15 protein-coding genes are annotated in these 13,614 nt (G+C 67.8%); 7 read left to right on the plus strand and 8 right to left on the minus strand.

Translation table 11 applies throughout. The features are described 5' to 3' along the window. Position 1: 1 nt before the first annotated feature. The 6 genes from WG903_RS17885 to WG903_RS17910 all read left to right on the plus strand — a co-directional run bounded on the left by WG903_RS17885 (position 2) and on the right by WG903_RS17910 (position 5,197). A complete protein-coding gene (locus tag WG903_RS17885; RefSeq protein WP_340077936.1) occupies positions 2-400 on the plus strand; it encodes an acyl-CoA thioesterase in 399 nt (132 codons plus the stop codon). Positions 401-540: 140 nt separating this feature from the next. Then, positions 541-1,314, plus strand: a complete 774-nt coding sequence (locus WG903_RS17890; RefSeq protein ID WP_340077937.1) for an ABC transporter ATP-binding protein — start codon at positions 541-543, stop codon at positions 1,312-1,314. Beyond that, positions 1,314-2,021, plus strand: coding sequence for an ABC transporter ATP-binding protein (locus tag WG903_RS17895; protein ID WP_340077938.1), 708 nt, complete (start codon positions 1,314-1,316; stop codon positions 2,019-2,021). Before WG903_RS17890 ends, WG903_RS17895 begins: the two co-directional genes overlap by 1 nt. 37 nt (positions 2,022-2,058) lie before the next feature. Beyond that, positions 2,059-3,273: an ABC transporter substrate-binding protein gene (locus WG903_RS17900; RefSeq protein WP_340077939.1), complete on the plus strand. Its 1,215-nt coding sequence runs from the start codon at positions 2,059-2,061 to the stop codon at positions 3,271-3,273. Positions 3,274-3,297: 24 nt separating this feature from the next. Beyond that, complete coding sequence (locus WG903_RS17905; protein ID WP_340077940.1) at positions 3,298-4,185, plus strand: branched-chain amino acid ABC transporter permease; 888 nt, start codon at positions 3,298-3,300, stop codon at positions 4,183-4,185. Between the two features lie 73 nt (positions 4,186-4,258). Next, entirely contained in the window at positions 4,259-5,197 is a 939-nt protein-coding gene (locus tag WG903_RS17910) for a branched-chain amino acid ABC transporter permease (protein WP_340077941.1), read from the plus strand. Positions 5,198-5,200: 3 nt separating this feature from the next. Here WG903_RS17910 and WG903_RS17915 read toward each other — a convergent pair whose 3' ends face one another. Continuing rightward, positions 5,201-6,871 carry a hypothetical protein gene (locus WG903_RS17915; RefSeq protein WP_340077942.1) on the minus strand — a complete coding sequence of 557 codons (1,671 nt, stop codon included), beginning with the start codon at positions 6,869-6,871 and terminating at the stop codon, positions 5,201-5,203. 78 nt (positions 6,872-6,949) lie between these two features. On the opposite strand from WG903_RS17915, the gene WG903_RS17920 reads away from it, so the two are divergent. Then, entirely contained in the window at positions 6,950-7,720 is a 771-nt protein-coding gene (locus WG903_RS17920) for an SDR family oxidoreductase (RefSeq protein ID WP_340077943.1), read from the plus strand. 4 nt (positions 7,721-7,724) lie between these two features. On the opposite strand, the gene WG903_RS17925 is transcribed toward WG903_RS17920, so the two are convergent. From WG903_RS17925 to WG903_RS17955, 7 genes are all read right to left on the minus strand, one after another. Further along, on the minus strand, positions 7,725-8,612 hold the full coding sequence (locus WG903_RS17925) for a carbohydrate kinase family protein (RefSeq protein ID WP_340077944.1): 888 nt from the start codon (positions 8,610-8,612) through the stop codon (positions 7,725-7,727). A 25-nt stretch (positions 8,613-8,637) separates the two neighbouring features. After that, on the minus strand, positions 8,638-9,588 hold the full coding sequence (locus tag WG903_RS17930) for a DUF3426 domain-containing protein (RefSeq protein ID WP_340077945.1): 951 nt from the start codon (positions 9,586-9,588) through the stop codon (positions 8,638-8,640). Positions 9,589-9,600: 12 nt separating this feature from the next. Further along, positions 9,601-10,482 (minus strand): 50S ribosomal protein L11 methyltransferase, encoded by an 882-nt coding sequence (prmA, locus tag WG903_RS17935; RefSeq protein ID WP_340077946.1) that lies wholly within the window; start codon positions 10,480-10,482, stop codon positions 9,601-9,603. Continuing rightward, positions 10,482-11,831, minus strand: coding sequence for an acetyl-CoA carboxylase biotin carboxylase subunit (gene accC / locus WG903_RS17940; RefSeq protein WP_340077947.1), 1,350 nt, complete (start codon positions 11,829-11,831; stop codon positions 10,482-10,484). The genes prmA and accC overlap by 1 nt, the downstream gene beginning before the upstream one ends. A 12-nt stretch (positions 11,832-11,843) precedes the next feature. Continuing rightward, positions 11,844-12,311 carry an acetyl-CoA carboxylase biotin carboxyl carrier protein gene (accB, locus tag WG903_RS17945; protein ID WP_340077948.1) on the minus strand — a complete coding sequence of 156 codons (468 nt, stop codon included), beginning with the start codon at positions 12,309-12,311 and terminating at the stop codon, positions 11,844-11,846. Positions 12,312-12,443: 132 nt separating this feature from the next. Beyond that, a complete protein-coding gene (locus WG903_RS17950; protein WP_340077949.1) occupies positions 12,444-12,995 on the minus strand; it encodes a TlpA family protein disulfide reductase in 552 nt (183 codons plus the stop codon). After that, the gene (locus WG903_RS17955; protein WP_340077950.1) at positions 12,992-13,582 is read right to left on the minus strand and encodes a hypothetical protein; all 591 of its coding nucleotides are present in this window, start codon (positions 13,580-13,582) and stop codon (positions 12,992-12,994) included. Before WG903_RS17955 ends, WG903_RS17950 begins: the two co-directional genes overlap by 4 nt. Between the last annotated feature and the right edge of the window lie 32 nt (positions 13,583-13,614).

Raw genomic sequence — 13,614 nt, forward strand, 5'->3', positions numbered from 1 at the left:
GATGCAGAAAGAGGAGATCACCTACCGCGGCGCCGTGTACCCCTGGCATTGCGACCATGTGGGCCACATGAACGTCATGTGGTACGTGGGCAAGTTCGACGAGGCGACGTGGAACCTGTTCCACCGCATGGGCATCACGGCGAAGTACCTGCGCGAGAACCGCCGCGGCATGGCCGCGGTCGACCAGCACATCGAGTACAAGCGCGAACTGCATGCGGGCGACGTCGTCACGGTTCGCTCGACCGTGCTGGAGCTTGCGGGCAAGAAGGTGCGCTTCCGCCACGAGATGGTCAACGAGGGCACGGGCGAGGTGTCGGCGGTGACCACATTGATCGGCGTTCACCTCGACACCGACGCGCGCAAAGCCTGCCCCTTTCCTGCCGAGATCGCGGGCGCGTGAAAGTCAGGCTTCCGACAGCCTTTCCGGGCAGCAAAACTACCTAAGGTTTTACCCCCTACCGCACTGCAGCACACGTTCCTAGCATTCGCCCACTTGTGCGGGGGCGGATCGTCCCTGCACGCCAACACGAGGAGGCGACGTTGCCGGGCGAGATCATTCTCGAGACGAAGGGGCTGACCAAGGAGTTCAAGGGCTTCGTGGCGGTCAACAACGTCGACCTGCAGGTGCGCCGCGGCGACATCCATGCGCTCATCGGCCCCAATGGCGCCGGCAAGACGACCTTCTTCAACCTGCTGACCAAGTTCCTGCCGCCCACGCGCGGCACGATCACCTACCTCGGCAACGACATCACGAACGAGCGGCCCTCGCAGACTGCGCGCCGCGGCATCGTGCGCTCGTTCCAGATCTCAGCGGTGTTCCCGCACATGACGGTCCTGGAGAACGTGCGCGCGGCGCTGCAGCGCAACCTAGGCACCTCGTTCCATTTCTGGAAGGCGGAGAAGTCGCTGTTCCCCCTGCATGACCGCGCGCGGGCGCTGCTCGAATCGGTGGACCTGCAGGGTTTCGCCGACGAACTCACCGTGAACCTGCCTTACGGCCGCAAGCGCGCGCTGGAGCTGGCAACCACGATGGCGCTGGAGCCGGACCTGATGCTGCTCGACGAGCCGACGCAAGGCATGGGCCACGAGGACGTGCACCGCGTCACGCAGCTGATCAAGAAGGTGTCGGCCGGCCGCACCATCCTCATGGTCGAGCACAACATGAACGTGGTGTCGACCATTGCCGACCGCATTACGGTGCTGCAGCGCGGCGCGGTGATCGCCGACGGCCCGTACGCCGAGGTGTCGAAGAACCCGCAGGTGATCGAAGCCTACATGGGCTCCGCCAACACCGAATTGCAGGGAGCGCACTGATGGCCGGCAACGAACTCCTGAGCATCGAGGGGCTGAACGCCTGGTACGGCGAGTCGCACATCCTGCACGGCGTCGACCTGCACGTGAAGGAAGGCGAAGTCGTCTGCATCCTGGGCCGCAACGGCGCGGGCCGCACGACGACCATGCGGGCCATCATGGGCCTGGTCGGCAAGCGCACCGGCTCGATCCGCATCAACGGCACGGAATCGATCAAGCTGCCGCCGCACCGCATCGCGCGGCTGGGCGTGGGCTACTGCCCCGAGGAGCGCGGCATCTTCGCGAGCCTTTCCGCCGAAGAGAACCTGATGCTCCCGCCCACGCTGGCCGCCGGCGGCATGACGATCGACGAGATCTACGAGATGTTCCCGAACCTGAAGGAGCGGGCGTCGAGCCAGGGCACGCGCCTGTCGGGCGGCGAACAGCAGATGCTGGCGGTGGCGCGCATCCTGCGCACCGGCGCGCGCCTGCTGCTGCTGGACGAGATCTCGGAAGGCCTCGCCCCCGTGATCGTCCAGCGCCTGGGCGAGATGATCCGCATGATCAAGGCCAAGGGCTACACGGTGGTGCTGGTGGAGCAGAACTTCCGCTTCGCCGCGCCGCTTGCCGACCGTTTCTACGTCATGGAGCACGGCCAGATCGTCAAGCAGTTCGCGCAGAGCGAGCTGAAGGACAACATGGCCATGCTGCAGGAGTTCCTGGGCGTCTAGCCCCGGGACACAACCCGTTTTACCCAAGGAGACCCGCATGAAATTCAAGAACGTGTTTGCCGCCGGAGCCCTCGCTGCCGCGGGCCTGTTCGGCGCCGCCACGCCGGCCGTTGCCCAGATCTCGGGCGACGTCATCCGCATCGGCATCATCACCGACATGTCGAGCGTGTATGCCGACATCGACGGCCAGGGCGGCATCGAGGCCATCAAGATGGCCATCGCCGACATGGGCGGCACGATCAACGGCAAGAAGGTGGAGCTGGTCACGGCCGACCACCAGAACAAGGCCGACGTCGCCGCGACGAAGGCGCGCGAGTGGTTCGACACGCAGGGCCTCGACATGCTGATCGGCGGCACCAACTCGGGCACGAACCTCGCCATGGCGAAGGTCGCGGCCGAGAAGAAGAAGCCCTTCATCGCCGTGGGCGCGGCCACCTCGGCCCTGACCAACGACCAGTGCACCCCGTACACGCTGCACTGGGCCTATGACACCACCGCGCTCGCCAAGGGCACGGGCGGCGCCGTGGTGAAGAGCGGCGGCAAGACCTGGTACTTCCTGACGGCGGACTATGCCTTCGGGCACCAGCTGCAGGCCGACACGTCGAAGGTTGTGACCGGCTCGGGCGGGCAGGTCGTCGGCTCCGTGCGCGCGCCGCTGAACGCCAGCGACTTCTCGTCCTTCCTGCTGCAGGCACAAGGCAGCAAGGCGCAGATCCTGGGCCTGGCCAACGCCGGCGGCGACACGATCAACTCGATCAAGGCCGCGAACGAGTTCGGCATCACCAAGACGATGAAGCTCGCCGGCCTGCTGGTGTTCATCAACGACATCCACTCGCTGGGCCTGAAGACCACGCAAGGCATGTACCTCACGGACAGCTGGTACTGGAACCAGTCGCCCGAGACGCGTGCCTGGGCGCGCAAGTTCTTCGACAAGATGAAGCGCATGCCCTCCTCGCTGCAGGCTGCCGACTACTCGGCCACCACGCAGTACCTGGCCGCCGTCAAGGCGACGGGCAGCGACGATGCCGAGAAGGTGCTCGCGCACCTCAAGAAGGCGAAGTTCAACGACGTGTTCATGAAGAACGGCTACGTGCGTGGCGACGGCCGCGTGATCCACGACATGTACCTGATGCAGGTCAAGGAGCCGAGCAAGTCCACCGAGCCGTGGGACTACTACAACGTCGTGCAGACGCTCAAGGGCGAAGAGGCGTGGACGACCAAGGCCGACAGCAAGTGCGCGCTCTGGAAGTAATCTGAGAAAGAGAACGAGTCCGGCATGACCGAAATCTTCGGAATCCCGATCCAGGCTTTCCTTGGCCAGTTGATGCTGGGGCTGGTGAATGGCGCCTTCTACGCCATGCTCAGCCTCGGCCTGGCCGTGATCTTCGGCCTGCTGGACATCGTGAACTTCGCGCACGGCGCGCTGTACATGGTCGGCGCGTTCCTCGCGTGGATCATGCTGGAGAAGTGGGGCGTGAACTACTGGTTCGCGCTCATCCTCGCCCCGCTCGTGGTCGGCGCCCTGGGCGTGGTCATCGAGCGCACCATGCTCAAGCGGCTGTACGGGCTCGACCCGCTGTACGGCCTGCTCCTCACCTTCGGCCTGTCGCTGATCCTGGAAGGCATCTTCCGCGACCAGTATGGCGTGTCGGGCCAGTCCTATTCCGTGCCCGATGCGCTGGCCGGCGCCACGAACCTCGGGTTCATGGTGCTGCCCAATTACCGCGCGTTCGTCGTGCTGGCATCTCTCATCGTGTGCGTCGGCACGTGGTACATCATCGAGCGCACGCGGCTGGGCGCGTACCTTCGCGCAGGTACCGAGAACGCCAAGCTCGTGCAGGCCTTCGGCGTCAACGTGCCCGTGATGGTGATGCTCACCTACGGCGCGGGCGCGGCGCTCGCCGCGCTGGCCGGCGTGCTTGCCGCACCCGTCTACCAGGTCGCGCCGCAAATGGGCTCCAACCTGATCATCATCGTGTTCGCCGTCGTCGTGATCGGCGGCATGGGCTCCATCATGGGCTCGGTCGTCACCGGCCTGGGCCTGGGCGTCATCGAGGGCTTCACCAAGGTCTTCTACCCGGAGGCATCCAACATCGTCGTCTTCGTGATCATGGCCATCGTGCTGATGGTGCGCCCCGCGGGCCTGTTCGGTAAGGAAGCCTGAGATGAACACGTCCGTCGCCGCACAAACGGAAGCGGTTGAAACCACCACGGCGGCCCCCGTGCAGAATGCGGGCATGAGCAAGGCCGTCCGCTTCACGTACCTCGCGCTGCTCGTGCTTGCGATCCTCGCGCCGCTGCTCGGGCTGTATCCCGTCTTCGTGATGAAGCTGCTTTGCTTCGCGCTCTTCGCGTGCGCGTTCAACCTGCTGCTGGGATTCACGGGGCTGCTCTCTTTCGGCCACGCCGCGTTCTTCGGCATGGCCGCGTACATCGCGGGCTGGATCGTCAAGGAGCAAGGCTGGGGTCCGGCCGCAGGCATCCTCGCCGGCACCGTTTCCGGCGCGCTGCTCGGCCTGGTGTTCGGCCTGGTGGCCATCCGCCGCCAGGGCATCTACTTCGCGATGATCACGCTGGCGCTGTCGCAGATGGTCTTCTTCTTCTGCCTGCAGGCCCCATTCACCCACGGCGAGGACGGGCTGCAGGGCGTTCCACGCGGCAACCTGTTCGGCATCCTGCCGCTGGCCGACGACCGGGTGATGTACTACGTGGTGCTGGCGGTCTTCGTCGCGTGCTTCCTCGGCATCCTGCGCATCGTCACCTCGCCTTTCGGCCAGGTGCTCAAGATGATCCGCGAAAACGAGCCGCGCACCACCTCGCTGGGCTACGACGTGGACAAGTACAAGCTGCTCGCGTTCGTGCTCTCCGCGGGCCTCGCGGGCCTGGCAGGTTCGCTCAAGACACTCGTGATGGGCTTCGCGTCCCTGACCGACGTGCACTGGACGATGTCGGGCGAGGTCATCCTCATGAGCCTGCTGGGCGGCGTCGGCACGTTCTTCGGCCCGGTCCTCGGCGCCGGCATCGTGATCGCGCTGCAGGACACGCTGGCCGACAAGGCCGGCTCCTGGGTGAACGTCATCATCGGCGTGATCTTCGTCGTCTGCGTGCTCGCCTTCCGCAAGGGCATCGTCGGCGAGTTGCACGCCTTCATGGAGCGCCGGCGCGCCCGGCCCTGACAGCTACTCCGGGCGCGGCCCGAACCACACCGCCGCCAGCGCGCGGAACTTGCCGCCGACGGTGACGCGCTCGTCCGAGAGCGCGTCCAGGAAGTCCGACAGCCGCTTCGACTTCGCGATCGTGTAGAGCGTCAGGAACGTCGTGGGCACGAACACCATGAAGAAGAACGCGATCTTCTTCGGCCACGGCGCATCCGCTTCCGAGATCAGGTTCATGCCGAGGAAACCCGTCGCCACGGTGCCGATCAGGCCGAAGATCGTCGTCACCGTCAGCCGCACCACCGTGTTGGCCTGCCGCCGCAGGCTGTCAGCGTCCAGGTAGCTGTTCATGTCCGCGATGCGCTCCTTGACCTCGGCATAGAGCGGGTCGAGGTCCAGGTGCTTGGCCATCAGGTGCCACAGCGCACGCACGTGCGCCTGTTCGGAGATCTCGTGGAACCAGTAGCGGTGCGTGAAGCGCAGGAAGCCCTCGAAGCTGGCGCGGATGGCGCGCTTGAAGCGGCGCACGCTCGCGGGGTCGCGGATGTCCAGGTCCATCAACGCCTCGACCAACCGGTCGGAGAACATCAGCAGCGCCGCCTTCTGGAAATGCGCGATCAGGAACATCAGGAAGTGCTGGTGGCGGAACTGCGCCAGCACCCCGCGGTCGCGGCAGCCGAAGAACTGCGCTGACGCGTCGCCCACCACCACCAGCGAATGGCCGCTGCACAGGTAGCGCGTGTTCGGCGCGGTGCCCGTGTCGCCCCAGAAGCGGTCGTAGCAGAAGCGCTGCTCGAAGTCGCCCAGGTAGCCGTCGGCATAGGGCATGGACTGCTCGTTGCCCGGCGCGGCGCCGGTGACGAGCGCCAGGCGCGCGAAATCGGCGCGCGTGAGCGCCTTGGGCCGGTCCACCGCGAGGTACGCCATCAGCGGCATGCGGTAGTACTCGATCTGCTGGTAGCGCAGCGCACCTTCCTCGCTCGAGTGGTCGCTGACCAGCGGTCGCAGGAGGAAGGCCCAGTGCGCGGCGATGCGCGGCGCGCGGTGCTCGCACACGTGCGACAGGAAGAGCTCTCGCCGCTGCGCGTCGGAAGCGGCCATCACCGAACCGTCCGCGCCCAGCCATTCGACGCTGGCCATGCTGTGCGTGGGCTGGCCCTCGTCGTCCCAGCCGCTGGGGTAGCCGCGCCCGAAGCGGTACAGCAGCTCGTTGGCCTGCTGCATCTGCAAGCCATCCGTGCTCACCTCCACGTTGAGCACGACCACGTCGACGTCGAAGAAAAAGTACAGGTCGATGTGGACGATGTCGAGGGTGACGGGCGCATCGCCCGGCCGCGCGACGGTGCGCACTTTCGCTATGTCGTGGCGGCGGAACACGCGCATCGGCGAGCCGCCCTCCGCCCCGGCGCGGCGCGCCCGCCCCTCGCCGTAGAGAAAGCGCTGCACGTAGGGCAGGAAGGCCACGAACTCGTTGTAGTGGCGCTCGTGGAAGCCGTCGGGGTTGCCGGTGTACTCGTCCACCTGTTCCTGCCACGGCGAGCCGGTCGCGCTGCGCAGCGCATCCCAGGGCGGCCCGGCGCGGCCTTCGACCGGTATCAGCCGCAGCGGCCACAGCAGCACCTGGCGCAGGTGGCGCACCCCCACGGCGGGCGCCTCGGTCGCGCCGGCGGGCCGGCTGTCGGTTGCGAGCTCCATCTCGTCATCGTAGGGGCCCCGGGCCGTCCTGTCATGCATGTGATTGGCGGGACTTTCCCGGCCCGCTAACCTGTGGCCATGAACGACCTCTTCTCCCTCCAGGGCCGCACGGCCATCGTCACCGGCGGCTCCCGCGGCATCGGCCGCATGATCGCCGCCGGCTTCCTCGCGCAGGGCGCGAAGGTCTACATCTCCTCGCGCAAGGCCGAAGCGTGCGAGGAAACGGCCCGGGAGCTGGCGCACCTGGGCCCCTGCGTGCCGCTGCCGGCGGACGTCTCGGGCATGGAAGGCGTCCGGGCCCTGGCCCAGGCCTACGCGGCCCGCGAGAAGTCGCTGGACGTCCTGGTCAACAACGCCGGCGCCGCCTGGGGCGAAGAGTTCGAGACCTTCCCCGAGAAGGGCTGGGACAAGGTGGTGGACCTGAACATGAAGAGCCCGTTCTTCCTGACCCAGGCCCTGTACGGCCTGCTGAAGGAGGCCGCCAAGGCGCGCCCCGCCAAGGTGATCAACGTGTCCTCGATCGACGGCATCTCCGTCAACCAGTGGGAAACCTATTCCTACACGGCCAGCAAGGCGGGCCTGTTGCACCTGACCAAGCGCATGGCGCTGCGCCTGGCCAAGGACAACATCATCTGCAGCGGCATTGCGCCCGGGCCCTTTGCATCGGAAATGAACAAGATGGCGCGCGACCACGGCGACGAGGTCGCGCAGCGCGTGCCGGTGGGCCGCATCGGCCGCGACGACGACATGGCCGGCGTGGCCATCTACCTGGCTTCGCGCGCGGGCGACTTCGTGGTGGGGGAAACGATCGCCGTGGACGGCGGCGTGACGATCGCGCGCGGTTCGTGAGCCGCTAGCCGGCCCAGGCCCAGTTCTGCGGGCCGCGGCTGGCAATCTTCACCGCGCCGACGCGGTTGCCCAGCGCGGCGCACTTCGCCAGCGGCCAGCCTTGTTCGAGCCCATGGAGCAGCGCGCCGCGCCACGCGTCGCCGCAGCCCGTGGGGTCGACGACCGCCGCGGCCTTGACGCCGGGCACATGCGTCTTCTCGCCCTTCACCCACACGTCGCAGCCCTGCGCGCCGAGCGTGACGACCAGGCCTTCGACCTTGCGCGAGATCGCCGCTTCGTCCCAGCCGGTGCGCTCGGACAGCATCTTGCCTTCGTAGTCGTTCACGGTGACCCAAGTGGATGCCTCGATGAAGGATGCGAGCTCGCGCCCGTCGAACATCGGCAGGCCCTGCCCCGGGTCGAACACGAAGGGGATGCCCGCGGACTTGAACTGCTGCGCGTGCTCCAGCATCGCGTCGCGGCCGTCGGGCGAGATGATGCCCAGCTTGATGTCGGCGCGCGCGGGCACCTTCGTCACGTGCGCCTGAGCCATCGCGCCGGGGTGGAACGCCGTGATCTGGTTGTTGTCGACGTCGGTCATGATCATCGCCTGCGCGGTGTAGGCGTCCGACACCTCGCGCACGAACTCCGTGCTGATCCCCAGCTTCTGCATGCGCGCGACGTAGTCGCGGCCGTCGCTGCCCACGGTGGCCATCGGGATGGGCGTACCGCCCAGCAGCTTCAGGCTGTAGGCGATGTTGCCCGCGCAGCCGCCGAAGTCGCGCCGCAACTGCGGCACCAGGAACGACACGTTCAGGATGTGCAGCTGGTCCGGCAGGATCTGGTCCGCGAACCGGCCGGGGAAGGTCATGATGGTGTCGAAGGCGAGCGAGCCGCAGATCAGCGCCGGCATGTCTTGGTCTTTCTGGGGATGGGGGTCAGGGGTAGAAGGCCAGCACGCGGTAGCCCGCGATGCGCCCGCCGGCGGCGCTGGCATTGACGGCGATCGCGAGCGAGGCCGACCAGTCGGCGCGCGCGCCCAGCGACGCCACGCCCGGCGCGAACTCGGCCGACTGCAGCACGCGCCGCACGACGGCCTGGTCCTGCGCGTCGGTCAGCGTCAGCTCCAGCGCGGGCATGGCCACGGCCATCGCGGCCTGGTTCCTGAGCGTGACGTTGAGGCGGTAAGTGTCGCCGCGCAGCTTGCTGAAGGACGAGGTCTCGATCGCGACGGACTCGATGTTCCGCGGCGGGCCGAGGCGGCAGGCGAACGCGTCGCACATGCGGACCAGCCACGGCCGCAGTTCCGGGTAGGCGGCGGCCAGCCGGTCGCGGTCCTGCCATGCGACCTGCGCCGCCAGCAGCGCGGCCAGAGCCACCAGGAACAGCACCAGCAGGAAGCGCACGCCGGGCTTGCGCCAGAACTCGCGCGCGCGCGCCTGGCGCACGAACGACAGGTCGTGCAGCTCCGGCTCGGGCTCCAGGGGCGACGGGCGGGAGAAGCCGTGCGGGCCCGCCTGGGCTATGTCGCTGGTGTCGGCGCGGCGCAGCGCGAAGGGCTCGTCGAGCGGGTGCGAGCGCATGGCCTCGACCTGCTCCTCGATCTCGATGGCGTCGGGCTGGCCGGCGATGGCTTCCTCACCCACTTCGCTGTGCACCGACGATGGGTATTCCGAGGACGCCGACTCCACGGACTCCTCCGCAGGGGCGGGCGCGGTGTCGCGAACGACGTTGGGCAGTTCCAGCTCGGTTTCGTCGCGCAGGTCGGCCGTGGCGTCGAAGATCTCCGCGCAGTGGCCGCAGCGGACCCAGCCCTCGGATATCTTGAGCTGGTCCGCGACCACCTTGAACATCGTCCCGCAAACGGGGCAGCGCGTGATCAGGCCCATGTGCGGGCGATTTTAGGGGCGCGCGGTCATCAGGACCCAGCCGTCTTCCGCGTCCGAGACTTCGAGGCGCGCATGCGGCGCGTACGCGTCCTTCAATTCGCCGGCCTGCCGCTCGAGGATGCCCGCGAGCACGAGGGCGCCGCCGGGGGCCACGTGCGCGCACAGCAGCGGCGCCAGCACCTTCAGCGGCATCGCGAGGATGTTCGCGAGCACGAGGTCGTAGGCGCCCTGGGCGGCGTCGGGCAGCGCGGCGCGCACGGCGACGCCGTTGGCCTGCGCATTGGCCGTGGTTGCCTGCACCGCGGCGGGGTCGATGTCCACGGCGTCGACTTCACGCGCGCCGTGCAGCGCCGCGGCGATGGCGAGGATGCCGGAGCCGCAGCCGTAGTCCAGCACGCGGCCGCCGCCCACCCCCTGGCGGGCGATCCAGCGCAGGCACATGCGCGTGGTCGGGTGCGTGCCCGTGCCGAAGGCCAGGCCGGGGTCCAGGCGGATCACCTTCTTCGCCTGCGCGGGCGGCTCGTGCCAGGTGGGCACGATCCAGAAATCGTCGGTGACCGGCACCGGCGCGAACTGCGATTGCGTCAGGCGCACCCAGTCCTCGTCGGCCACGGCCGCGATGCCCTGCAGCTCGCAGCCTTCGAAGAAATCCTGGACGGAGAGGATGCGCGCGGCTTCTTTCGCGGCGTCCTCGGCATCGAAGAGCGCGATCACGCGCGAGCGCTGCCAGCCTTCCTTGGGCGGCGGCAGGCCCGGCTCGCCGAAGAGCGCCTGCTCGGCATCGGTCTGCGCGTCGGCGTCCTCGACCGAGATGCTCAGGGCATCCAGCGCCTCCAGCGCCTCGCTCACGGGCTCCACCCGCTCCTCGGGGCACAGCAGGCGCAATTCGAACATCAGCGCTTGTGGTGGGCCAACCACTCTTCGAGGTAGTGGATGTTCGTGCCGCCTTCCATGAAGCGGGCATCGACCATCAGCTCGCGGTGCAGCGGGATGTTGGTGTTGATCCCTTCGACCACCGTCTCGGCCAGCGCACCGCGCATCCTCGCAAGCGCCTGTTCCCGCGTGTCGCCGTGCACGATGATCTTGCCGATCATCGAGTCGTAGTTGGGCGGCACGAAGTAGTTGTTGTACACGTGCGAGTCCACGCGCACGCCCGGCCCGCCGGGCGCGTGCCACAGCGTGATGCGCCCGGGCGACGGCACGAAGGTGTACGGGTCCTCGGCGTTCACGCGGCACTCGATGGCGTGGCCGCGCAGCTGGATGTCGCCCTGCTTGAAGGGCAACTTCTCGCCCGCGGCGACCGTGATCTGCGTCTTGACGATGTCGATGCCGGTGATCAGCTCGGTGACCGGGTGCTCCACCTGCACGCGCGTGTTCATCTCGATGAAGTAGAACTCGCCGTTCTCGTAGAGGAACTCGAAGGTGCCCGCGCCGCGGTAGCCGATGCGCTTGCAGGCAGCCACGCAGCGGTCGCCGATCTTCTCGACCAGCTTGCGCGTGATGCCCGGCGCCGGCGCTTCCTCGATCACCTTCTGGTGGCGCCGCTGCATGGAGCAGTCGCGCTCCCACAGGTACACCGCGTTCTTGTGCTTGTCGGCCAGCACCTGGATCTCGATGTGGCGCGGGTTCTGGAGGAACTTCTCCATGTACACCGCCGGGTTGCCGAAGGCGGCGCCGGCCTCGGCCTTGGTCATCTGCACGGCGTTGATCAGCGCGGCTTCGGTGTGCACGACGCGCATGCCACGCCCGCCGCCGCCGCCGGCGGCCTTGATGATCACCGGGTAGCCGACGGCCTTGGCCATGCGGCGGACCTCGACCGGGTTGTCGGGCAGCTCGCCCTCCGAGCCCGGCACGCAAGGCACGCCCGCCTTGATCATGGCCTGCTTGGCCGAGACCTTGTCGCCCATGATGCGGATCGACTCCGGCGTCGGGCCGATGAACTGGAAGCCGCTCTTTTCCACCCGCTCGGCGAAATCGGCGTTCTCGGACAGGAAGCCGTAGCCGGGATGGATGGCTTCGGCGTCGGTGACTTCGGCCGCCGAAATGATGGCGGGCATGTTGAGGTAGCTGGCCGGCGACGGGGCCGGGCCTATGCACACGGCCTCCTCGGCCAGCTTGACGTACTTGGCCTCGCGGTCGGCCTCGGAATAGACCATCACCGCACGGATGCCGAGTTCACGGCAGGCGCGCTGGATGCGCAGGGCAATCTCGCCTCGGTTGGCGACCAGGATCTTCTTGAACATTCGGCCCCGCGCTTACTCGATCACGAAGAGCGGTTGGCCGTACTCCACTGCTTGGCCGTTCTCCACCAGGATCTGGGTGATGGTGCCGGCCTTGTCGGCCTCGATCTCGTTGAGGATCTTCATGGCCTCGATGATGCAGACCGTGTCGCCTTCCTTGACCTGCGAGCCGATCTCCAGGAACGGCTTGGCGCCGGGACTCGCGGAGCGGTAGAAGGTGCCGACCATCGGCGACTTGACCACATGGCCGGTGGGCGCGGCGGCCGGGGCCGGGGCGGCGCCGGCTTGCGGGGCGGGTGCGGCGGCCAGCGCCGGTGCGGCCACGGCCTGGGCTGCGGGCATGACCATCGGGGCCATCATTTGCTGGCCGGCGCCGCCGCCCTTGACGATGCGGACCTTCCCTTCGGCTTCCGTGATTTCGAGCTCGGAGACATTGGATTCCGACACGAGGTCGATCAACGTCTTGAGTTTGCGCAGGTCCATGTCCCAACTCTCTCTTGCGAAAAGATGCGGGAATTTACAGCAAAACTCGGCTACTTTCGGCTTCTAACCGCTTTTTTCTATTATTTTTACGCCTCGCCTTGACAGGCGGGGGACCGGCGACTACGCCTGCGGTCAGCTGGCCGTGGCGAATCGCCCCAGGTCGGCGGCGGTGAGGCGGCCCATTCTACGCTCCAGCACCTCGCCCCCCGCGCCGACGACCAGCGTGAACGGCAGGCCGCCCGATTCGTTGCCCAGGGTCTTCGCCAGTTCCGTCCCGCCCATCCCGGCCAGGCCGATCGGGTAGGAAACCGGCGTCTTCTGCAGGTAAGCACGCACCTTGCTGGGCTGGTCGATGGCCAGGCCGACCACCTGCCACTGCTTGGCGGCGTTCTGCTTGAAGAACGCGTCGAGCAAGGGCATCTCCTCGACGCACGGCGGGCACCAGGTGGCCCAGAAGTTCAGGAGCAGCGGCTTGCCGCGGAAAGCCTGCATGGCCAGCGGCGCCCCGGCGGGCGACTCGAAGTTCATGGCCCACAGCGCCGGGTCGGCCCGGCCGGACTCGTGCGGGCCCCATTTCCAGATGGCCAGGCCGGCGCCGGCCACGGCGGCCACGGCGCCAACGCCCGCATAAAGGAGGCCGCGGCGGCGCTCGTCGACGCCCGGAGGCAGGGTTTCGCCCGTCATGGCGCGGCATTCTCCAGCAAGGCGCGCACCGCATTGGCGTCGCCGCGCGGCGGGCGTCCGCGCGAATCGGGCTTGAGGGCCCCGCGCACGTCGTCGTGGTCATGGATGAGCAGGTGCACGCCGATGACCTCCTCCAGTTCGCGGCTCACGCTGGAAAAGCTCAGGGCCTCGACCGCTTCGCCGTTGAAGCCCGTGACCGTGCGGGCCTCGTAGTCGACCCCCTTGTCGATCAAGGCGATCTCGGTGGACTTGGGGTCGTCGCAGAACAGCTGCAGGTAGATGTCGGACAGGCGCGTCGCGGTGCCGTGCCAGACGGCGCCGCCCAGGTACGGCCTGAACTCGGCGAGCCGCTCCATCCACGTGAGCGCCAACTGCCGCAGCGCCGCCAGCTCGCGCGGCTGCGTGTCGGCGCAGAAGATCGAGATGTACTCCCGCACGGCCTCCTCGACCGCGTCGTTGTCGGGCAAGGCGCTGCGCGCGGCCAGGCCCAGTTGCTTCACCGCCCGGCGCTTGGCGGGGCCGTACTCCAGGCCTTCCTCGACGACGAGGCGCGCGGCGGCCTGCGCGATCTCCGCTTTGGTGTCCATCACCGGGGCATTCTGCATTGCCGCGAAAGGCC

Source organism: Ramlibacter sp. PS4R-6, assembly GCF_037572775.1.
Lineage (GTDB): Bacteria > Pseudomonadota > Gammaproteobacteria > Burkholderiales > Burkholderiaceae_C > Ramlibacter.